This window comes from Mesorhizobium sp. CA13, from assembly GCF_020165235.1.
Taxonomy (GTDB): Bacteria; Pseudomonadota; Alphaproteobacteria; order Rhizobiales; family Rhizobiaceae; genus Mesorhizobium.
The window spans coordinates 279,024-300,644 of record NZ_JAIUHS010000006.1 but is presented as its reverse complement, the minus strand read 5'-3'; the positions used below and the strand labels follow the sequence as shown (position 1 = coordinate 300,644).

The window sequence follows — 21,621 nt, the reverse complement described above, 5'->3', positions numbered from 1 at the left end:
GCCACACTACCTCTGTCATGGCAAGCAATCGCCCCGTCGCCAGGAGCCGGTTTGAGCGTAAATTATGTCCGCTTCCGGGCAATATCTCGTGATCCAGCCTCCCAGGCGCTTGTGCCAACATAGCGCTGGAAAACTTCAGGACCAGCCCCGGCAAAGAAATCATCCGCCTTGCCCTTGGCGGCAACCATGCCATTGTCGAGGAACACCACCTCCTCGCAGATACGGCGCGCGTCCTGTGGCTGGTGCGTGACGAACAGCAGCGTCATGCCGCGCTCGGCATGCAGGTCGGCGACAAGATCGAGCATGTCGTCGCGCAAGGCAGGTCCGAGTGAAGCGAAAGGCTCGTCCAGGAGAAGCACCGGGCGGTCGCGAACCAGCACGCGCGCCAATGCGACACGCTGGCGTTCGCCTCCCGAAAGTTCGCGCGGCAGACGTCTTTTCTTGCCCGCGAGGCCGGTGCGCGCGATCGCCTCCGCGATATCAGCGTGGTCGGCTTCGGTCAGCCGTAGCGAGGGCGAGCGGCCGAGCCCGACATTCTGTTCGACGGAAAGATGGGCAAAAAGGTTGTTTTCCTGGAACACCATCGACACCGGCCGCGCCGAAGGCGGGGAGGCGCCGACATCGGCGCCGCCGATCAACACGCGGCCGGCCTGCGGCGTCTCGAAGCCCGCCACCAGATTGAGCAGCGTCGACTTGCCCGAGCCGCTCGGCCCCATGATGGCGGTGATTTTCGACGTGGCGAAATCGACATCGAAGATGAGCGGCGCTTCGCCGTAGCTGAACGAGACCCTGTCCAGCCGCACCTCGGCTCCCCTTGCCGCACCATTGGTCGCGCCCGCAGCCATCAGGCTCGTTCTCCCCTTCCCAGCCAGCTCGCCGCCAGCACAAGCGCAAGGCAGACCAGACCGAGCAGCAGCGCCAGGCCGGCGGCGTCCTCGGTACGGTAGCTGCCCATGCGCGCGAGCAGAAGGTAGGGCAAGGTCTGCACGGAATCACTACCGAACAGTGCGATGACGCCGAGATCGCCAAGCGACAGCGCCATGGCAAAGGCAAAGGCGGTGGCCAGCGGCCGTCGCAGCGACGGCCAGTCCACCAACCGCAACCGGGCCCAGCCCGCAATGCCCAAAAGCGCACAGAGCCGCTCATGGCGTTCGCTCGCCGCATCATAGGCGGGGCGGATGGCGCGGATGGCGAAAGGCATCGCCATGACGGCGTTGACGGTGACGACCATGACTGGGGCTATGGCAAAGACGTCGCCGACATGGCGCAACAGCAGGAACCAGCCGGCGCCGATGACGATGGGCGGCACCACAAGGACGAAGCCGGCGCCGGTGTCGGTGGCGTGTTCGAGCAAGGTCCGTGGACCGGAGCGGCGCTTCAGGGCCAGCACGCGGCGCGCCATGGTGAGCGAAAGCGACAGCACGACCGACAGCAGCGCCGACAGGAACGCCAGCACCGCGCTGGTCAGCGTCGCCTGCCGCACCGCCGCCTCGCCGGCGAGACGGCCGAGATCGGCGCCGATGCCTGACATCGCCGTCGCCGCCATCGGCCCGGCGACAAACACCAGAGCCAGGACGACGAGCGCGCCATTCACCGCGGTCTCGGTCCTGCCGGCCGAGACGTAGCGGCGCGGCGCCACCGGCAGATTGGCGTCACCGGTGGTGCTGGCGCCGAGCCGTGTCAATGCCAGCACCACGACAAAGGTCAGCGCGATCTGCAGCAGCGTCAGCGCCACCGCCCGCGCGGGATCGAAATCGAAGCGCAGCGCCTGGTAGATGCCGACCTCCAGCGTGGTCGCGCCGGGGCCGCCGCCCAGCGTCAGTACGATGGTGAAGGATGTGACGCAGAGCATGAACACCAGTCCGGCGACGCCCGGCAAGGCGGCGCGCAATGTCGGCCATTCGATCAGCCGGAAAGCTGGTGCGGCACCCATGCCGAGCTGGCTCGCCAGCCGCCACTGGTCGGTTTGTATGGTTTGCAGCGCTTCGAGGAACAGCCGCGTGGCCAGCGGCAGGTTGAAGAAGACATGAGCAACGAGGATGCCGGACAGGCCATAAATGCCCGGCCAATTGTAGCCGCCGACCGCACCAAGGAAGCCGGCGAAATAGCCGGCACGGCCATAGAGCGCCAGGATGCCGAGCGCGGCGACGATCGCCGGCAACGCCAACGGCAGGGCGAAGAGCTGCAGCATGAAGCCGCGGCCGGGAAAGCGCGGGTGCCGCGACAGCGCGCGGGCCACGAACAGCGCGGGCGCCACCGACAGCAGCGTCGAAAGCGCCGCCTGCCACAACGTGAAGCGCACGACGCGCAGGAGATAAGGATCGAAGGCTGCCCAGGCTCCGGAGAAATCGTCTGCGCCTTCGAAAAGAAGCCCCGCCAACGCGCCGCCGATCAGCAGCGCGATCGCGGCAAGCGCAAGGATGCCGGCGGAGATGCGGGGGTCAGAGGATGCGCGTAGCACGCCGGACCGCCGATCTTCGGATCACGGCACCCATGAAGGGTTGCGTTCGCCGTAGAGCAATCATCGTTCGATCATATGGCTAAATTACTTGCTCATCACCGCCAGCCACTCATCCACCCAGGCCTTGCGGTTGGCCGCGACCTCCTCGGGACTGAACAGCAAGGTCTTGGTCGGCTTGACCAGCTTGCCGAAGGCCGGATTGAGCGGCTTGTCGGTCTTGCCGGCCGGGAACATCCAGTTGGTCTCGGGGATTGCATCCTGGAATTTCGGGCCGGTCATGAAGGCGATGAACTTTTCCGCCAGCGGATTTTTGGCGCCCGTTCTGGTGATGCCGGCGACCTCGATCTGCAGATATTCGCCCTCCTCGAAGGAAGCGGCCTGGTAGCGCTCGGTGTTCTCGGCAACCATGTGGTAGGCGGGCGAGGTCGTGTAGGACAACACCATCGGCGCCTCGCCCTTGGTGAACAGGCCGTAGGCCTCGCTCCAGCCCGGCGTCACGGTCAAGACCTTCGCCTTGAGCTTGGCCCAGGCCTCCGGCGCCTTGTCGCCATAGACCGACTTCACCCACAACAGCAGGCCGAGGCCCGGCGTCGAGGTGCGCGGATCCTGGATGACGATCTTGTCGTCGGCGCTGCCCTCGACCAATTCCTTCAGGCTCTTGGGCGGCGTCTTCAGCTTCTGCGTGTCATAGACGACGGCGAAATAGCCATAGTCATACGGGACAAAGATGTTGTCGTTCCAGCCGCCCGGCACATTGAGCCCGGTCACGGCGCCATGCGGCGCAAACAGGCGGGTGGCCTTGGCATCGGCGGTGAGATTGGTGTCGAGGCCCAGCACGATGTCGGCCTTGGTCGCGACCCCTTCCAGCTTGACGCGGTTGAGCAGCGCGACGCCGTCGGCGACCGAGACGAAGTCGACATCGCAGCCGCATTCGGCCTCGAATTCCTTCTTCACCACCGGGCCGGGACCCCAGTCGGCGGTGAAGCTCTCATAAGTGTAGACGGTGAGCTTGTCCTTGGCCAAGGCTGGCCCGGACAGAACCACGACCATTGCAGAGACAAGGGCGGATAAAAGCGTGCGCATCGGCGCCTCCTTCGTTCGGGTTAAAGGAATTGAGGCGTCGGACTGTCCGAAACGTCTAATCCCTCCGCCGGTACAAACCGGATCAGGTTCAGCGGGTTGGCGAGACTGCCTCTCAGCCGGTCCGCGAAACATCGCGTCCGGCACCCCGTTAGAGCGCTTCGACACATAGGCCCGGCCGGTGAACCGCGCAAGTGGCAGTTTGCCGGCCTTCCGTTTCCGCTGCCGGGCTGGTAAGGGCCACACGATATGAGCACATTCACCATCCTGCTTGGCGGCGATCTCATCCGCACGCCACGGCTCGACCGTCAAGTCGAGGGAACCCGCGTCATCGCCGCCGATGCCGGCATCGGCCATGCGAGGACGCTCGGCCTTGTGCCGGAATTGTGGGTCGGCGATTTCGATTCCGTGCCCGCCGACCTGCCGGATGAGTTGGCTGCCGTGCCGCGCCGAACCTTTCCTGCAGAGAAGGACGCCACCGATGGCGAACTCGCGATATCGGCCGCCCTGGAGCGCGGCGCGACCGGCCTCGTGCTTGCCGGCGCCTTCGGCGGCAAGCGCGCCGACCATGCCTTCCTGCACATGGCGCTCGCCCTGCGGCTGGCCGGGGCCGGGACAAAGGTGCTGTTGACCAGCGGCGCGCAGGAAGGCGTTCCCCTGGCGCACGGCACGGCCGGCTTCGACTATGCCGACCGCACCCTGTTCTCGATCCTGGGTTTTTCCGAGCTTACCGGACTGACCGTCGCCGGTGCGAAATGGCCGCTTGACCGTGTCAAGGTCGCGTTCGGCTCGTCGCTGACCATCTCCAACGAGGTCAAGGGCAGGCTGGAGATCGCGCTGGGAGCGGGCCGCGCGCTGCTGCTCGCCCATCCCTATCCCTTGCCAGAAAGCTGACATGGCGCCGCCTCTTCTCAATCTCGACGGAATAAAACTGACCTTCGGCGGCACGCCCCTGCTCGACGGCGCCGACTTGGCAGCGTCGGCCGGCGACAAGATCGCGCTGGTCGGCCGCAACGGGTCCGGCAAGTCGACGCTGCTCAAGATTGCCGCCGGCCTAATCGAGCCGCAGGACGGCGAGGTGTTCCGCCAGCCATCGGCGACCGTCCGCTATCTGCCGCAAATGCCCGACATGGACGGCTTTGCAACCGTGCGCGCCTATGTCGAGGCCGGGCTCGGTCCCGCCGACGATCCTTATCGCGCCAGCTACCTGATGGAGCATCTCGGCCTCTCGGGCGAGGAGCGGCCAGGCGACCTGTCTGGCGGCGAAGCCAGGCGCGCCGCCCTTGCGCGCGTCATGGCGCCGGAGCCCGATATCCTGCTGCTTGATGAGCCGACCAACCATCTCGATCTGTCGGTGATCGAATGGCTGGAAGAAGAACTCGTCCGCACCTCCTCGGCTCTCATCGTCATCTCGCACGACCGCCGTTTCCTCGAGCGCGTCTCGCGCGCCACCGTGTGGCTCGACCGGGGTCAGACCCGCCGGCTGGATAAGGGCTTTGGCCATTTCGAGGAATGGCGCGACCAGGTGCTTGAGGAAGAAGAGCGCGAACAGCACAAGCTCGGCCGCCAGATCGTGCGCGAGGAACACTGGCTGCGCTATGGCGTGACGGCGCGGCGCAAGCGCAACATGCGCCGTTTGGGCGAATTGCAGACCATGCGCCAGCGTTTTCGCGGCCATCGCGGCGCTGAAGGCACGGCGACGATGGTGGCCAGCGACGCCGCCGAATCCGGCAAGCTGGTGATCGAGGCCAGGAACATCGAGAAGAGCTTTGGCGACCTCACCGTGGTCAAGGGGTTTTCGACCCGCATCCAGCGCGGCGACCGCGTCGGCCTCGTCGGGCCGAACGGCGCCGGCAAGACGACGCTTCTGAAGATGCTGACCGGAGAGTTGCAGCCGGATGCGGGTTCGGTGCGGCTCGGCACCAATCTGGAGATCGCCACGCTCGACCAGAAGCGCGAGGCGGTCGATCCGCAGGAAACGCTGGCGCAATATCTCACCGACGGGCGCGGCGAGAACCTCGTCATCAATGGCGAGCAGCGCCACGTCGTCTCCTACATGAAGGACTTCCTGTTCAAACCCGAGCAGGCGCGCACGCCGGTGCGCGAGCTTTCCGGCGGCGAGCGGGCGCGGCTGATCCTGGCACGCGTGCTGGCCCGGCCGGCCAACCTGCTGGTGCTCGACGAGCCGACCAACGATCTCGACATGGAGACGCTGGAGCTGCTGCAGGAACTGGTCGCCGGCTTTGCCGGCACTGTCATCCTGGTCAGCCACGACCGCGATTTCCTCGATCGCACAGTGACCAGCGTGATCGCGCCGGATGGCGATGGCCGCTGGGTCGAATATGCCGGCGGCTATTCCGACATGCTGGCGCAGCGCGGCGGCACCAGGCTCGATGACCGCAAGGCGCGGGCGAAGGCGAATGCAAGCGAGGCACCGACGGCCAAGGCGGACAGCGCCGCCGCCAAAGGCCCGGCAAAAAAGCTCTCGTTCAAGCAGAAATTCGCGTTGGAATCGCTGCCCAAGAAGATCGAGGCGGTCACAGCCTCGATCTCGCGGCTGGAGAACAACATCGCCGATCCCGCCTATTACGAGCGCGATCCGGCTTCGTTCCAGAAAACCATCGCCGCCCTAGACAAGGAACGCGCCACGCTGGCTGCGCTCGAGGAAGAGTGGTTGGAGCTGGAAATGCTGCGCGAGGAGATGGAAGGGTGAATGATTGCATGTGATCTTATGCGCATACGTTATGCGCATAAGAAGGTCATATCCATGATTCAATCGACTCCAAAAGCACCGAGGACGTCCGTCAACACGTCCATTGACTCTCAGTTGATCAAAGACGCCAAGGCATTGGGCATCAACATTTCCCGCGCAGCCGAGGCTGGTATCGCGAAAGCGATAGCGGCGGAAAAAACACGTCGATGGCAGGAAGAAAACAAGGAAACCATCGAAAGCTCCAATGAATATGTCAAGCGCAACGGACTGCCATTGGCCAAACACCGGCCGTTCTGATGGCGCGTTACGATTTCTATCGGAATGCTGAGGGCGATGGATATCTTCTCGATGTGCAATCAGACCTTCTTGAAGGGTTGAGCACGAGGGTCGTCATTCCTTTGATGCCGTCTAACATAGCGCCGGTTCCTGGCCGCCGACTAAACCCGAGCTTCGCTATAAACGGCAAAGATCATGTGATGGTCACCCAGTTCATGTCGGCCTTGACGGCCTCCGAATTGCCGGATGCCGAGGGGAATCTCTCCAGGCATCACGACGACATTGTCGCCGCGCTCGGCATGCTGTTCCAGGGTTTCTGACCGAAGTCGACTTTACCTCAGCCGGCCGTCTTAGCCTGCCAGGCCTTGATCGCCTCGTCGAACACCTTCTCGCCGGGAATGCCTTTTTCCATGGTCAGCAACGCCCGACGGCCGGTCTTGTAGACGACCGGCACGTCGATCCAGTCCTGTCCCCGAAGCAGGGTCAGGTTGGCGTCCTCGTCGGCCTTGGTGTCGTTGAGCGCGACGAGGAAGAAGCCGTCGGCGATCTTGGCCGGAATGCCGATCAGCGGGCTGCCGGCATCCTGCTCGGAACTCTTCATGGCCACGCGCAGGATGTTATCGACGCCGCCGCCTTCGAAACCGTCGGGCGTCAGGAAGATCATCTCGATGATGTGGCTGGCCGGCAGCGTCTGGTCGGTGTTGCGGCGGATGGTCATGCGCAACTGGATGTCCTTGCCGGGAATGGTCGCCTCGGCGCGGATCGCCGGCTCGGGCGGCAGGTCGCCGCCAGGCGATTCCTGCACCAGCGACCAGACGATGTTACCCGGCTCGGCCGAACCCTGCGCGGTGCTGGTGCGCTCCTCATAGAAGATCGCCTTCTGGCCAACCGGCAGAGAGGTTTGCGTCGGCGCGCCGGCCGGCGAGGGCGGCGTGGCGGCGCTAGCAGCCGGTGCCGCGGGTGCGGTTCCATTGGCGGGTGGCGCCACTGGCGCGGCGCCCGGCGCAGGGGGCGTGGCCCCTGCGGGCGCGCCTGCGGCCGGCGGGCCTCCTGCCGGAGCCGACAAGGCCGGGGTGGTCGTGGCTGAAGGCGGTGTTGTCAGCGCCGCGACGGACTCGCCCTCGCCCACGCCGCTCTGTCCGCCGGCCGGGCCAGGATCGACCTCGCTGCCTTGCGGCGTCAGTCTTTGGGTGAACTTCGGTGTCCCCTCGGGCTCGGCACCACCGGCCGCAGGTGCGGGGGGCGTTGCGGCCGCATCGCTCGTTGGCTTGGAGGGCGTCGATTTGACTGGCTCGGTCGTCGCGACCTTGCTGCCGCCGCCCAGGCCCAGCATCTTGCCGAAGGCGTCCTTGTTTAGCCAGATGCCATAGCCGCCGCCGGCAATGACCAGCAAAGCTATGGCGGCCGCGATCAGCCCGCCATAGCTGCGCTTGCGTTCAGCCGGACGCGCACGCTGGAAAGTATCGGCGGACGCAGGCTCTTCCTCGCCCCCAAAGACATCGGCCTGCTCGTCGTCCTGACCCTCATCCATGCCAGGCTGAGCCCTGTCCTCGAACTCCGGGGCCGGCTGCACCGCTGCGGGCTTTTGCCAGTTCGTCTCGGCCTCGGCGGCGGGCGATGCAGGCTCGGAGACGTCTGGCTTCGGAGCGGGTGGTGCCGGCGTGTAGGGTTTAGCGTTCGGGGCGGGCGCTGCCGGCCAGGCCGGCTCCGCCTTCACCGGCTGCTTGGTATGGTTCGGCTGGTTCTTGTTGCGGTCGATGGAGGAAAATATGTGCTCCAGTTCCGCAAGCGGATCGGTCTCCGGCACGCTTTTGGCATATTCGCGCTCGAGCCTCGATATGGCGTCTTCCAGGCCGCGCTTCTGCCTTTCGGCATCCGACGGCGAAAGCGGCGGATCGCGCTCGGCAATCTTCTTTGCAATCGTCGAGCGCGCTTTGTCGTAGACTTTGGCCCGCAGCTCAGGCGTGGGATCGCCAAAATTGTTTATCGTATCCCTCAGAGCAGAAACGAAATCTTTCGCCATGCGTCAGTCGACCTGTATTTGCTCCCGGACCGGCCTCCGCAAATCAGCCGCAACGCCCGGAAAGGCTTGAGAAACTAGTCTTGAAACGGATCGGTCACAAGTATCGTGTCGTCCCGTTCCGGGCTGGTGGAGAGGAGCGCGACCGGCGCGCCGATCAACTCCTCGATATGGCGGACATATTTGACGGCCTGGGCCGGGAGGTCGTTCCAGCTGCGGGCGCCGGCGGTGGTGCCTTTCCACCCCTCCAGCGTCTCGTAGATTGGCTCGACGCGGGCCTGCGCGCCCTGGCTGGCGGGCAGATAGTCGATCGTCTCGCCGTCGAGGCGGTACCCGGTGCAGACCTTGATCTCGTCCAGCCCGTCAAGCACGTCGAGCTTGGTCAGCGCGATGCCCTTGATGCCGTTGACGGCGACGGCCTGGCGCACCAGCACCGCGTCGAACCAGCCGCAGCGGCGCTTGCGGCCGGTGACGACGCCGAATTCATGGCCGCGCGTGCCGAGAAATTCACCGATCTCGTTCTGCTGCTCGGTCGGGAACGGACCTTCGCCGACGCGCGTCGTATAGGCCTTGGTGATGCCAAGCACATAGCCGATGGCGCCGGGGCCCACGCCGGCACCGGCTGCCGCCTGGCCCGCGACGGTGTTGGACGAGGTGACGAACGGATAAGTGCCATGATCGATGTCGAGCAGCGTGCCTTGCGCGCCCTCGAACAGGATGCGCTCGCCGGCCCGGCGCTTGTCGTCGAGCACTTTCCAGACCCGGTCCATGTAGGGCAGGATTTCGCCGGCGACCGAGGTCAACTCTTGCATAACCGCGTCATGCGTGGCTTCGGCATGGCCAAGTCCGCGACGCAGTGCATTGTGATGCGTCAACAGTCTGTCGACCTTCAAGGGCAGTGTTTCCAAATCCGCCAGATCCATCACCCGCACCGCGCGCCGGCCCACCTTGTCCTCATAGGCGGGGCCAATACCGCGGCGGGTCGTGCCAATCTTGGTTCCGGAATTTGAGGCGGCGTCCTCGCGGAAGCCGTCCAGTTCCCGGTGCAGGGACAGGATAAGCGCTGTGTTTTCGGCTATTTTCAGGCGCTCCGGCGTTACCTCGACGCCTTGCCCCTTGAGCTTCGCCACTTCGGCGACGAATGCGTGCGGATCGAAGACGACGCCATTGCCGATAATGGACAGCTTGCCCTGCCGCACGACGCCCGACGGCAGCAGCGACAGCTTGTAGACCTTGCCGTCGACGACCAGCGTATGGCCGGCATTGTGGCCGCCCTGGAAACGCACCACGACATCGGCGCGCTCCGACAGCCAGTCGACGATCTTGCCCTTGCCTTCGTCACCCCATTGCGAGCCGACGACCACCACATTGGCCATGTTTCTTTTCCTTCGAGGCGCCGCCGCGCGGCTTGGATACGGTTCGAAACGACAGGCCTCTATAACGTCAAGAGCAGGCCGATGCGACCTTTCTTTGCCGCCGAAAATGAACTGAGGCACAACAATTTTCAGCTTTGACATCATTTACTTGTCCATGCGGGGGCAATAGGCCGGCAGGCACGCCCCATTCACCTCTTCCCGCTGCGACCCGCCATGCACCGAAGCGCCTACATGTTCCTGCTGCTCACCACCTTGCTGTGGGGCGGCAACTCGGTGGCCGGCAAGCTGGCGGTCCATCACGTCTCGCCGATGACGCTGGTCTTCCTGCGCTGGGTGCTGGCGGTAGCGATCCTGCTGCCGATCGGCTGGAATGCGCTGAAAAGAGATTGGCCCGTCGTGCGCAGGCACTGGTTCGTGCTCGCCGCACTTGGCGCCAGCGGCTTCACCTTGTTCAACACGATCTTCTATACGGCGCTCAATTACACGACCGCGATCAACGTTTCGATCGAGCAGGCGGCGATGCCTATCCTGATCATCGTAGCCAATTTCATCTTCTTCCGCCTGCGCGTGAACTGGGCGCAGATCGCCGGCGTGGTGCTGACGATCTTCGGCGTCATCCTGACCGCCTGCCACGGCGATCCGCGCCGGCTGCTGACATTGGAGCTCAATTTCGGCGACGCCATCATGCTGGTCGCGGTCATTCTCTATAGCGGCTATTCGGTCGGGTTGCGGCTGAAGCCGGCCATGCAATGGCAGAGCCTGATGCTGGCCATGTCGCTCGCCGCGCTCGTCACCTCGCTGCCGTTCTTCCTATGGGAAATCGCGGCCGGCAAGGTCATCGTTCCCGACGCACGCGGCTGGGCGGTGATCGTCTATACCGCGATCGGCGCCTCGGTCGTCTCGCAGATATTCTACATCAGGGGCAATGAGCTGATCGGCGCCAACCGGGCCGGCCTGTTCATCAACCTGGTACCGATCTTCGGCACCCTGCTTTCGGTGCTGATCGTCGGCGAGACATTCCAGCTCTACCAGGCATTGGCGCTCGTCCTCGTGCTGGGCGGCATCGCGCTTGCCGAATATAGCGGCCGCAAGGCAGCCATGCCGAGGCTCCGGTAAACTCGCTTCGCGCCCCGTTCGTCGGCTTCGATGAGAGCGTCGGCTCGCCCGGCAATTCGCAGGACTACTGCAATTCCTTGCGTACCGCCGCGACGTCGTCGGACGAGACCGCCGGGGCGGCATTGCCCCAGCTGCCGCGCACGTAAGTGAGGACGTCGGCGATCTCCTGATCCTTCAGGCGCCACGCCAGCGAGGGCATTGCAGGCGTTGTCGGCGCGCGGGCCGGATGCACGACCTGGCTTCCCCCCAGCACGACCCGGGCAAGCGTTTCGGCGCGGGCGAGTCCGCTGGAGGTTGATCAAGATCATCCACGCTTGCCGTTCGGCAGCATCGCCATCAATCAGCGGACGGATTGATGGCGATGCCGAAAACGCTCTTGTCTGGCCGGTACGCGGAGCGTCGCGATCGTGCAGTTGCGGGACAAGCCTTACACCCCGCCGACGTCGAACTGCAGCCGCTTGGCCGAATCGATCGATTTGTGCGCCCGCACCTGCTCCAGCACGTTTTCCGGGAACGGCGCGTCGAGATAGAGCAGTGCGATGGCATCGCCCCCCGGCCGGTTGCGGCCGAGTTGGAAGTTGGCGATGTTGACGCCGTTCTCGCCGCACACCGTGCCGAGCAGGCCGATAATGCCCGGGGCGTCGGCATTGGTCGTGTAGAGCATGTGCTGGCCGACCTCGGCATCGAGATTGATGCCCTTGATCTGGATGAAGCGCGGCTTGCCGTCGGAGAAGCAAGTGCCGGCGATCGAGCGCGTCATATGCTCGGTCTTGACCGTCAGCTTGATATAGCCGTCGAACACGCCCGATTTGTCGCGCTTGACCTCGGCAACGATGATGCCGCGCTCCTTCACCATGATCGGCGCCGACACCATGTTGACGTCGGCGACCTGCGGCCGGATCAGCCCGGCAAGGGCCGCGCTGATCAGCGCGCGCGTATTCATCGTCGCGGTCGAGCCGTCGAACAGGATTTCCACCTCCTTGATCGGATCCTCGGTTACCTGGCCGACAAAGGCGCCAAGCACTTCGGCAAGCTTGACGAAGGGTTTGAGCCGCGGCGCTTCCTCCGCGGTGATCGACGGCATGTTGATGGCATTCGAGACGGCGCCCTTGATCAGGTAGTCGGCCATCTGTTCGGCGACCTGTAGCGCGACATTCTCCTGCGCCTCCGCCGTCGAGGCGCCGAGATGGGGTGTGGCCACCACATTCTCCATGCCGAACAATGCGTTCTGTTCGGCCGGCTCGGACTCGAACACGTCGATGCCGGCGCCGGCCACCCTGCCGCTCTTCAGCGCCGCCACCAGGTCGGCTTCGACGACCAGCCCGCCACGGGCGCAATTGATGATGCGCACGCCGTCCTTCATCTTGGCGATCGCGGCGGCATCGATGATGTTGCGCGTCTTGTCGGTCAGCGGCGTGTGCAGCGTGATGAAGTCCGCGCGCGCGAAGAGCTCGTCCAGTTCAACCTTGTCGACGCCGAGTTCCTCGGCGCGTTTGTCCGACAGGAATGGATCGAAAGCGACGACATGCATCTTCAGGCCGACGCCGCGCGTGGCGACGATCGAGCCGATATTGCCGCAGCCGATGACGCCGAGCGTCTTGCCGGTGATCTCGACGCCCATGAAGCGGTTCTTTTCCCATTTGCCTGCATGCGTCGAGGCGTTGGCTTCCGGGATCTGGCGGGCGAGCGCGAAGATCATCGCCACCGCATGCTCGGCCGTCGTGATCGAATTGCCGAACGGCGTGTTCATCACGATAATGCCCTTGCGGCTGGCCGCCGGTATGTCGACATTGTCGACGCCGATGCCGGCGCGGCCGACGACCTTGAGCCTGGTGGCGGCATTGATCAGCTTCTCGGTGACCTTGGTCGCCGAGCGGATGGCGAGGCCGTCATACTGGTCGATCACTTCAAGCAGCTTTTCCTTGTCCTTGCCGAGATCTGGAAGATAGTCGACCTCGACGCCGCGATCCCTGAAGATCTGAACGGCGGTGGTGGAAAGTTTATCCGAGACGAGAACGCGAGGCATGGGATTGGTCCTTGTTGCTTGCCCCACCCGCCTTCGCTTGGCTCAGGCACCTTCTCCACAAGGGGAGAATGTCAGGCGCCTGCCTTTCTCCCCTTGTGGGAGAAGGTGGCCACGAAGCGGCCGGATGAGGGCTGTTCCAGAAAATGATACCGTTCGAGTTTCAGGCCGCTGCTTTCAGCGACGCCTTCTGCGCGGCGAAGGCCCAGTCGAGCCAGGGCAGCAGCGCTTCGAGATCGGAGGTCTCGACCGTTGCGCCGCACCAGATGCGCAGGCCAGGCGGCGCGTCGCGATAGGAACCGATGTCATAGGCGACACCTTCCTTGTCGAGCGCTGAAACCAGACCCTTGGCGAAGACCGCCTGTGCGTCGGCATCGAGTGCAGCGACTTGCCCGTCGGTGAAGGACAGGCAGACGGACGTGTTCGACCGCGTCGCCGGCTCTACGGCGAGATGGCCAAGCCAGGAGGATTTCGCGACGAAACGGTCGAGCACGGCCGCGTTGGCGTCGGCCCTGGCAACCAGCGCATCGAGGCCGCCAATCGATTTCGCCCAGTTTAGCGCGTCGAGATAGTCCTCGACGCACAGCATCGACGGCGTGTTGATGGTTTCGCCCTTGAAGATGCCTTCGATCAATTTGCCGCCCGAGGTCAGGCGGAAGATCTTCGGCAGCGGCCATGCAGGCTTATAGCTCTCCAGCCGCTCGACGGCGCGGGGCGACAGGATCAGCATGCCATGCGCGCCTTCGCCGCCCAGCACCTTCTGCCAGGAGAAGGTCACGACATCGAGTTTCTCGAAATCGAGCTTCTGCGCGAAGGCGGCCGACGTCGCGTCGCATATGGTCAGACCCTTGCGGCCGGCCGGGATGAAATCGCCGTTCGGCACGCGCACGCCCGAAGTCGTGCCGTTCCAGGTGAAGACCACGTCGCGGTCGAAATCGATCCTGCCGAGATCCGGCAGTTCGCCGTAACCGGCCTCGAGCTTGCGCACATCGGCAAGCTTCAACTGCTTGACCACGTCGGTGATCCAGCCGGAGCCGAAACTCTCCCAGGCGACCATGTCGACGCCGCGCTCGCCCAGCAGCGACCAAAGCGCCATCTCGACGGCGCCTGTGTCGGACGCCGGCACGATGCCGATGCGGTAATCGGCAGGAACCTGGAGAATTTCGCGTGTCAGCGCGATCGCCTGTTCGAGCTTGGTCTTGCCGATCTTGGCGCGATGGGAACGGCCGAGCGCGGCAGCTTTCAGCGCCTCGACCGACCAGCCGGGACGTTTCGCACAGGGACCTGAGGAAAAGTTGGGGTTTGCCGGACGGAGTCCGGGCTTCGTATGCGTCGTCATCGTGGTCTATCCTTCCAGATAGTGGCCCCTCGTTGGGGAGGGGTGGCCCACGGACGGCGATATGCGCTCGGGCTTCAGGCGTCAAGGGGAAAGTTTTTGTCGCGGGCAGGATACTGGCGATCGCGATCAGGATCTCGTGAGCTTCAAACCCAAACGGCGGACCGAAGAGATTCGCCGCCAAGGTTCATGTATGCCAGCCTGCTACCAGAGATCGTAGCGTAGCCCGAGCTTGACCTGATGATTGCTGATTCCCTTGTGGACCGGAAACGAGGTCAGGCTCTCGGCCGTCACATATTCAGCGTCGGGCGCCGAGAAATACTGGTAGCCGAGATCGACGGAAACATTCTTCGACACCTGATAGGCAAGGCCGGCATTCAGCGTATATGCGAAGGAATACTTGGTCTTGTCGTCACTCAGGCCGAAGTCGTCGGTTGGATCGCCATTGTCGGTGAAATAGCTCGCCGAGAGCTTGTGCGTGCTCCTGACGATGCCGATGCCGGCGCCGAGATAGGGTGTTATGCCGACATAGGTACCAAGGTCGACATAGCCGTTGAGCATGCCTGAAAAGGCATAATTCTTCAGGGACGCCGACGCCAGGGTCGCCTCTGCCGCAGTCGCTGAATCGTCATAGCCAATGCCGATCTTGTTGCCGGGCAGATAACCCAGATTGAGATCGGCGCGCAGATAGTCGTTGAAGTGGTAGCCGAAGCCGATGCTGGCGAAGATCGGGTCTTCCTTGTTGTCGAAGCTCGCCGGCGTGAAGGCGAAATCCTCATTCTTGAAGCTCTTCTCTACCAGGTAGGAGACATCGCCGCGCAGATACCAGCCCGAGCCGACCTCGACCGGCACGTAGTCGGGCGCCTGGTCGACATAGACCGGCGGATCATAGTCGGCGGCCAGCGCAGGCGTCAGCGGCATGATGGCGAATGTGGCAAGCGCCGGCGCCATACGCGATATGAGTTTCATGATCCCCTGCTCCCGATTTCGGCGCCACCAGACGGCAGCCATCGTTTCAGGAAGCATTGTTAACCATAGTGGTTAAGTCGGGGTTAAGGCTAACAGAGCGTTAGCGAATTGATTTTCGGGCAGCCCGACAAACGAAAACCGCCCGGCTGATGCCGGGCGGTTTCGGACCGTTGGATGGTCGGATGTTACTTGGTGTAGATCGGCTCCGGTTCGGGCTGATAGGCCACCGTCGGCGCGGCGCAACCGTTGTTGCCGCCGAACTGGTAACGCAGGCCGCCGCGCACCTCATGCGTGTCGATGCCGCGGTCGAAGCCCGGCCCGGCGCTGCTGATATCCCACTCGAACATGCGGCCGCCCTGGATGTGGCTGTAGCGATAACCCGCGTCCAGGATCAGCTTGTCGGTCAGACAGTAGGAAGCGCCGGCCATGAGCGCGTAGGCAAAGCGCCAGCTTTTCGCACCGGGGTTGAACTCGGTGGTGTTCGGGTCCCTGACATCGTCCCATCTGACATGCGCGCCGCCGATGCCGGCGCCGACATAGGGCGTGATGCCGTGATAGGTGCCGAGATCGACATAGGCGTTGGCCAGCAGCAGCAAGGCGCTCATTTTCGACACTTCGGTCGACGTCGAGAAAGCGTCCGACGTTCCGCCGTCGAAGTTCGACTTGAACCAGTAATCGGCGGTCAAATCCGTACGAAAATGATCGTTGATCTTGTAGCCGACGCCGGCGCCGAGCGAGAAGCCGCCCTTGAGCTTGCCGAAATCGAAGCTCCTGTCGCCCGGAATGACGTTACAATTACAGGGATCGATGGTGTAGGTCGTGTAATCGATGCCGCGCACTTTCGACTTGCGGTAATCGAGATCGCCGCGAATGTACCAGCCGCCGACATCGACCGGCTGCTCGTATACCGGCGGCGGTGCCTCTTCGACCATCGGCTCCGGAAGGTCGGCCGCGAACACCGGCCATGCCAGGCCCGCGAACAGCGCGGCGAACAGGGCCTTTCTTGCTGTATTGAACATGCTTGTCACCCCTAGAAACCCTCGGAACAGCGGTCGCGTCCGAATGAGATTGGCTTTCAGGCGTGGATAATGAATAGCAAAGGTTAAAAGGCATTTAACCCTGTCTATTAACCAAGAATCTCCAGCATTTGAGGAATTCGGATGGTTCCACGCGTCTCGAGCCAGTTCCGCAGGCAAACAAAAGCCCGCCGGACCGGCGGGCTTCGAAGCAATCAGAGCGGCGTCGCGCCCTCCGGATGCGCCTGAGATCAGGCGGCGCTGCGTGTTTCCGAGATGACCTCGACGATGTCGTTGACGACGGCCTCGACCAGTTGCGGGTCGTCGCCCTCGGCCATGACACGGATCAGCGGCTCGGTGCCGGACGGCCGGATGACGAGCCGCCCCGCCTTGCCGAGGCGTTGACGGGCGTCCTCGATCGCAGCCTTGACCGGAGCTGCCTCGAGCGGCTTGCCGCCGGCGATGCGGACGTTCTTCAGGAGTTGCGGCACCGGCTCGAACTTCTTCGACAATTCGCTGACTGGCCGGCCCTGTCGCTTGATGCAGGCCAACACCTGCAGCGCCGAAACCAGGCCGTCGCCCGTGGTCGAGAAGTCCGACAGCACGATGTGGCCCGACTGCTCGCCGCCGACATTGAGCCCATGCGCGCGCATATGTTCCACGACATAGCGGTCGCCGACCTTGGTGCGGTGCAATTGCAGTTTCATGTCGCCGAGGAAGCGTTCGAGGCCGAGATTGGACATGACCGTCGAAACGACCCCACCGCCGGCAAGCCGCCCGCTCTGGTGCCAGGACTCGGCGATCATTGCCATGATCTGGTCGCCGTCGACGATCGCGCCGTTCTCGTCAACGATGACGACACGGTCGGCATCGCCGTCGAGCGCGATGCCGATGTCGGCGCGCACCTCGTGCACCTTCTTCTGCAGGCCCGCCGGATGGGTCGAGCCGCATTCCTTGTTGATGTTGAAGCCGTTGGGCTCGACATTGATGGCCACCACTTCGGCGCCCAGCTCCCAAAGCGCCTCGGGGGCAACCTTGTAGGCAGCGCCATTGGCGCAATCGACGACGATCCTCAAACCTGAAAGCGACATCGAACGCGGCAAGGTGCGCTTTGCAAACTCGATATAGCGGTCATGCACGCCATCGACGCGCTTGGCGCGACCAAGCCCGTCGGAATCGGCGAGGGCCAGTTCGATATCCTTGTCCAGCATGCTCTCGATGCGCTCTTCGATCTCGTCGGAGAGCTTGTAACCGTCCGGACCGAACAGCTTGATGCCATTGTCGTAATAAGGATTGTGCGAGGCCGAGATCATGACGCCGATATCGGCGCGCAGCGAACGCACCAGCATGGCTACCGCCGGCGTCGGGATGGGGCCGAGCAGGAACACATCCATGCCGGCGGCGCAGAGGCCCGCCACCATGGCGTTCTCGATCATGTAGCCGGAAAGTCTGGTGTCCTTGCCGAGCACCACACGGTGACGATGGCTGCCGCGCTGGAAGGACAGGCCGGCCGCCATGCCGACCCTCATCGCGATTTCCGCCGTCATCGGAAACTTGTTGGCGCGCCCGCGAATACCGTCCGTGCCGAAATAATTTCCTGCCATGCTAGTCAGTGTCCCCGGTGGTTCCTGCCCGGTACGTCATGCCATAATTGGCCGGCGCACTACGATCACATTTCGTAATTATCTGTTACCAATCCATTAGAAAACCCTTGTTGTGCATTGCACACAGACTGACGCAACCTAGCGTGATGGCGCTGCCTTGCCACAATATACCATGCCTCTGGACCATTCGACATGGATTTACCCGCAAATTCTTGTCTTCGAGCCGGCAACAGGCAACGATTTCATTACCTTGTCGGCAGAAGCGGGTTTCGGCGATGTATACGCCACTTAGCATCTGGCGCAACCGACCGTTGAGCGTTATTGATTTGCAGGGACGTATAATGGGCTGCTGCAACGGAGAAACGCCATGCTCATCCACCGACTTGCCACTTTGACCGGCCTTGCGGTCGCGACGTTATTCCTGGCCGCGCCAGCCAACGCGCTGACGATGGCCGAGTGCAGCACCAAGTATAACGCGGCCAAGGACGCGGGAACACTTGCCGGCCAGACCTGGAACCAGTTCCGCAAGGCGCAGTGCGGTACTGATGCCGCCGCGGCGGCCAAGCCCGACGCCAAGGCAGCGGACACCAAGGCGGCCGATACGAAGCCGGCCAAGGCGACCAAGGCTGCGGCCGCCGCCGCCGACGACGGAGCGAAAGGCCTGACCGCAAAGGAATGCAGCACCAAGTACCAGGCGGCCAAGGCTGCCGGCACGCTCAACGGCATGAAGTGGAACGACTTCCGCAAGAGCGAATGCGGCGCCGGCGCATCCGCTGCCGCCGCCACCAAGCCGGCGACCACCAAGGCGGCAACCACGGCTGCGGCGACCGACAGCGCGGGCAAGGGCCTGAGCATGGCCGAATGCAGCAGCAAGTACCAGGCGGCCAAGACCGCCAATACGCTCAACGGCATGAAGTGGAACGACTTCCGCAAGGCCGAATGCGGCGCCGGCGCCTCGGACGATGACACCGTCCCGGCTCCAACAGAGGCGACCTACACCAAGGAGCCGGCAAAACCGACTGTCGCTGCGCCGAAGGGCGTGAGTTTCCCGACCGCGATCTCGCCGAAATTCGCCACCGAAACCCCGGCCAAGGCCCGCATGCATACCTGCCTCCAGCAGTACTATGCCAACAAGGACGCCAACACGCTTGGCGGCTTGAAGTGGATCCAGAAGGGCGGCGGCTTCTACAGCCTGTGCAATGCCAAGCTGAAGAGCTGAGCGACAGCACTATTTGAGGAAAGTAAAGCCCGCGAGCCGCAAGGTTCGCGGGCTTTTTTGCCCGCGGCTTCAGCAGGATCCCAGTGTGCTGATGAGAGGCGCGCTGTCGGCGACGCGGCCATCTCCCCACGTGGAGGAGATGGCCGGCAGGCCAGGGGGGGCACGAGGGATCGTTGCCTGCTCCCGGCTAGGTTGCCTTGCATTCACGAAAAGCTGGGCGAGGTGGCTCGAGGAATCGAACGGCAAGAGAGACCCTCCCGCAGCCCGGAAGGCTTAACCTCGATTTGTCGGCGGACGCTGCCCCTCTGAGCTGCCGGGCACCTTCCACAAAGTGGGAAGATTGGCTGTCACGCCGGCTTCCGCCAATCACCCGACCAACCTTGCAGGCGCAGGCCACGGAGAAACTCGGCAGCCTGCCCCAAACAGAAACGCCGCGGTCGAACCGCGGCGTTTCTCAATTGTTGGCCGGGTTCAGCTCGACGGCTGCGGTTCCATGCCGCCTTCGGGCTCGGGGCCCTTTTTGCGGCGGCCCGACTTCGGCACGGCCGAACCACGGCTCGGCGGCGTGTCGTCGCCAAGGTCGCGCGCGGGCTTCTCGCCGGCGATCAGCTGCTTGATCTCGTCGCCCGACAGGGTCTCGTATTCGAGCAGGCCCTGTGCCAGCGCGATCCATTCCTTCTTCTTCTTGGTCAGCACCGACCTCGCGGTCGAATAGGCCTCGTCGATCAGGCGGCGCACTTCGGCGTCGATGATCTGCGCGGTCTCTTCCGAAATGTTCTGCGTGCGCGCCACCGAATGACCGAGGAACACTTCCTCCTGATTGTCGCCATAGGCGACATGGCCGAGCTTGTCGGAGAAGCCCCAGCGCGTGACCATGGCGCGCGCCAGCTTGGTCGCCTGCTCGATATCGGAGGAAGCGCCCGACGTGATGTTCTCCTTGCCGAACTTGAACTCCTCGGCGACGCGGCCGCCCATCATGATGGCAAGCCGTGAGATCATGTACTTGTAGCTCATCGAATAGCGGTCGCCTTCCGGCAGCTGCATGACCATGCCGAGCGCGCGGCCGCGCGGAATGATGGTCGCCTTGTGCAGCGGGTCGGCCGACGGCACGTTGAGCGCCAGTATGGCGTGACCGGCCTCGTGATAGGCGGTCAACTCCTTCTCGGCCTGGGTCATCGCCGAGGAGCGGCGCTCGGCGCCCATCATGATCTTGTCCTTGGCGTCCTCGAACTCGGCCATGGTGACGAGGCGCTTGTTGCGCCGCGCCGCCATCAGGGCGGCTTCGTTGACGAGGTTCATCAGATCGGCGCCGGAAAAGCCCGGCGTGCCGCGGGAGACGACCTTGAGGTCGACATTGGGCGCCAGCGGCACGTTGCGCACATGCACTTTCAGGATCTTCTCGCGTCCGACGATGTCGGGGTTCGGCACCACCACCTGGCGGTCGAAACGGCCGGGCCTCAGCAGTGCCGGGTCGAGCACGTCGGGCCGGTTGGTGGCGGCGATCAGGATGATGCTTTCGTTGGACTCGAAGCCGTCCATCTCGACCAGCAACTGGTTCAGCGTCTGCTCGCGCTCGTCATTGCCGCCGCCCAGGCCGGCGCCGCGATGGCGGCCGACCGCGTCGATTTCGTCGATGAAGATGATGCAGGGCGCGTTCTTCTTGGCCTGGTCGAACATGTCGCGCACACGGGATGCGCCGACGCCGACGAACATCTCGACGAAGTCCGAACCCGAAATGGTGAAGAACGGCACGTTGGCCTCGCCGGCGACCGAGCGGGCGAGCAGCGTCTTGCCGGTTCCCGGAGGGCCGACCAAGAGCACGCCGCGCGGGATCTTGCCGCCGAGCCGCTGGAATTTCTGCGGATCGCGCAGGAACTCGACGATCTCCTCCAGGTCTTCCTTGGCCTCGTCGACGCCGGCGACGTCCTGGAAGGTGACGCGGCCATGCGCCTCGGTCAGAAGCTTGGCCTTGGACTTGCCGAAGCCCATGGCGCGGCCGGAGCCGGACTGCATCTGGCGCATGAAGAATATCCAGACGCCGAGGATCAGGATCATCGGCAGCCACGAGATCAGGTATCCGAACAGCGAGTTGGAACCGTCGGTCTCTGGCCGCGCATTGATGGTGACGTTCTTGTCCTGCAGCCGCGAGACCAGCGACGGATCGCCGGGCGAATAGGTCTGGAAGCCGCTCGAATTGTCGGTGTAGGTGCCGGAGATGCGGGCGCCGGCGATGGTCACCGTCTTGACCCGGCCCGCCGCGACATCCTGCAGGAACTGCGAATAAGGCACATCGCTCGAAGCCCCACGCGTCTGCGGCGTCTGGAACAGATTGAAGAGGGCGATGAGCAGGACCGCTATGATCGCCCAGAGCGCGAGGTTGCGATAGTTCGGATTCATCAATTGTCCCGTTGG

At 63.8% G+C, this 21,621-nt stretch carries 18 protein-coding genes and 1 riboswitch; of the genes, 6 read left to right on the top strand and 12 right to left on the bottom strand.

What is annotated here, in order from left to right; translation table 11 throughout:
- Window positions 1-62: 62 nt before the first annotated feature.
- The 3 genes from thiQ to thiB all read right to left on the bottom strand — a co-directional run bounded on the left by thiQ (window position 63) and on the right by thiB (window position 3,544).
- Entirely contained in the window at window positions 63-845 is a 783-nt protein-coding gene (gene thiQ, locus LB566_RS17210; RefSeq protein ID WP_224625250.1) for a thiamine ABC transporter ATP-binding protein, read from the bottom strand.
- The gene (thiP, locus tag LB566_RS17205; RefSeq protein ID WP_224625249.1) at window positions 845-2,461 is read right to left on the bottom strand and encodes a thiamine/thiamine pyrophosphate ABC transporter permease; all 1,617 of its coding nucleotides are present in this window, start codon (window positions 2,459-2,461) and stop codon (window positions 845-847) included. Before thiP ends, thiQ begins: the two co-directional genes overlap by 1 nt.
- 84 nt (window positions 2,462-2,545) lie before the next feature.
- On the bottom strand, window positions 2,546-3,544 hold the full coding sequence (gene thiB, locus LB566_RS17200; RefSeq protein WP_224625248.1) for a thiamine ABC transporter substrate binding subunit: 999 nt from the start codon (window positions 3,542-3,544) through the stop codon (window positions 2,546-2,548).
- A 42-nt stretch (window positions 3,545-3,586) separates the two neighbouring features.
- A riboswitch (TPP riboswitch) is annotated at window positions 3,587-3,702 on the bottom strand.
- An 88-nt stretch (window positions 3,703-3,790) separates the two neighbouring features.
- Here thiB and LB566_RS17195 point away from each other — a divergent pair.
- From LB566_RS17195 to LB566_RS17180, 4 genes are read left to right on the top strand one after another with little or no spacing between them, the layout of a single operon-like run.
- On the top strand, window positions 3,791-4,435 hold the full coding sequence (locus LB566_RS17195; RefSeq protein WP_224625247.1) for a thiamine diphosphokinase: 645 nt from the start codon (window positions 3,791-3,793) through the stop codon (window positions 4,433-4,435).
- 1 nt (window position 4,436) lies between these two features.
- Window positions 4,437-6,254, top strand: a complete 1,818-nt coding sequence (locus LB566_RS17190; protein WP_224625246.1) for an ABC-F family ATP-binding cassette domain-containing protein — start codon at window positions 4,437-4,439, stop codon at window positions 6,252-6,254.
- 54 nt (window positions 6,255-6,308) lie between these two features.
- Window positions 6,309-6,551 carry a type II toxin-antitoxin system CcdA family antitoxin gene (locus LB566_RS17185; protein WP_224625245.1) on the top strand — a complete coding sequence of 81 codons (243 nt, stop codon included), beginning with the start codon at window positions 6,309-6,311 and terminating at the stop codon, window positions 6,549-6,551.
- Window positions 6,551-6,850, top strand: a complete 300-nt coding sequence (locus LB566_RS17180) for a CcdB family protein (RefSeq protein WP_224625244.1) — start codon at window positions 6,551-6,553, stop codon at window positions 6,848-6,850. Before LB566_RS17185 ends, LB566_RS17180 begins: the two co-directional genes overlap by 1 nt.
- Before the next feature lie 17 nt (window positions 6,851-6,867).
- Here LB566_RS17180 and LB566_RS17175 read toward each other — a convergent pair whose 3' ends face one another.
- Window positions 6,868-8,553 carry a hypothetical protein gene (locus tag LB566_RS17175; protein ID WP_224625243.1) on the bottom strand — a complete coding sequence of 562 codons (1,686 nt, stop codon included), beginning with the start codon at window positions 8,551-8,553 and terminating at the stop codon, window positions 6,868-6,870.
- Between the two features lie 74 nt (window positions 8,554-8,627).
- Window positions 8,628-9,926: an adenylosuccinate synthase gene (locus LB566_RS17170; protein WP_140493285.1), complete on the bottom strand. Its 1,299-nt coding sequence runs from the start codon at window positions 9,924-9,926 to the stop codon at window positions 8,628-8,630.
- Between the two features lie 213 nt (window positions 9,927-10,139).
- On the opposite strand from LB566_RS17170, the gene LB566_RS17165 reads away from it, so the two are divergent.
- Window positions 10,140-11,042 (top strand): DMT family transporter, encoded by a 903-nt coding sequence (locus LB566_RS17165; protein WP_224625242.1) that lies wholly within the window; start codon window positions 10,140-10,142, stop codon window positions 11,040-11,042.
- A gap of 64 nt (window positions 11,043-11,106) precedes the next feature.
- Here LB566_RS17165 and LB566_RS17160 read toward each other — a convergent pair whose 3' ends face one another.
- The 6 genes from LB566_RS17160 to glmM all read right to left on the bottom strand — a co-directional run bounded on the left by LB566_RS17160 (window position 11,107) and on the right by glmM (window position 17,990).
- Entirely contained in the window at window positions 11,107-11,295 is a 189-nt protein-coding gene (locus tag LB566_RS17160) for a c-type cytochrome (RefSeq protein ID WP_224625241.1), read from the bottom strand.
- A gap of 174 nt (window positions 11,296-11,469) precedes the next feature.
- Window positions 11,470-13,068, bottom strand: coding sequence for a phosphoglycerate dehydrogenase (serA, locus tag LB566_RS17155; RefSeq protein ID WP_224625240.1), 1,599 nt, complete (start codon window positions 13,066-13,068; stop codon window positions 11,470-11,472).
- A gap of 160 nt (window positions 13,069-13,228) precedes the next feature.
- Window positions 13,229-14,404 carry a phosphoserine transaminase gene (locus tag LB566_RS17150; RefSeq protein WP_224625239.1) on the bottom strand — a complete coding sequence of 392 codons (1,176 nt, stop codon included), beginning with the start codon at window positions 14,402-14,404 and terminating at the stop codon, window positions 13,229-13,231.
- A gap of 201 nt (window positions 14,405-14,605) precedes the next feature.
- Complete coding sequence (locus LB566_RS17145) at window positions 14,606-15,370, bottom strand: outer membrane protein (RefSeq protein ID WP_224625238.1); 765 nt, start codon at window positions 15,368-15,370, stop codon at window positions 14,606-14,608.
- Window positions 15,371-15,555: 185 nt separating this feature from the next.
- Window positions 15,556-16,389, bottom strand: a complete 834-nt coding sequence (locus tag LB566_RS17140) for an outer membrane protein (RefSeq protein ID WP_224625237.1) — start codon at window positions 16,387-16,389, stop codon at window positions 15,556-15,558.
- Window positions 16,390-16,637: 248 nt separating this feature from the next.
- Window positions 16,638-17,990 (bottom strand): phosphoglucosamine mutase, encoded by a 1,353-nt coding sequence (gene glmM, locus LB566_RS17135; protein WP_140550858.1) that lies wholly within the window; start codon window positions 17,988-17,990, stop codon window positions 16,638-16,640.
- Window positions 17,991-18,357: 367 nt separating this feature from the next.
- Between glmM and LB566_RS17130 the strand changes: the two genes are divergently transcribed.
- The gene (locus LB566_RS17130; RefSeq protein WP_224625236.1) at window positions 18,358-19,209 is read left to right on the top strand and encodes a hypothetical protein; all 852 of its coding nucleotides are present in this window, start codon (window positions 18,358-18,360) and stop codon (window positions 19,207-19,209) included.
- A gap of 471 nt (window positions 19,210-19,680) precedes the next feature.
- Here the strand turns inward: LB566_RS17130 and ftsH are convergent, their stop codons facing one another.
- Entirely contained in the window at window positions 19,681-21,606 is a 1,926-nt protein-coding gene (gene ftsH, locus LB566_RS17125; protein ID WP_140493260.1) for an ATP-dependent zinc metalloprotease FtsH, read from the bottom strand.
- Window positions 21,607-21,621: the final 15 nt, after the last annotated feature.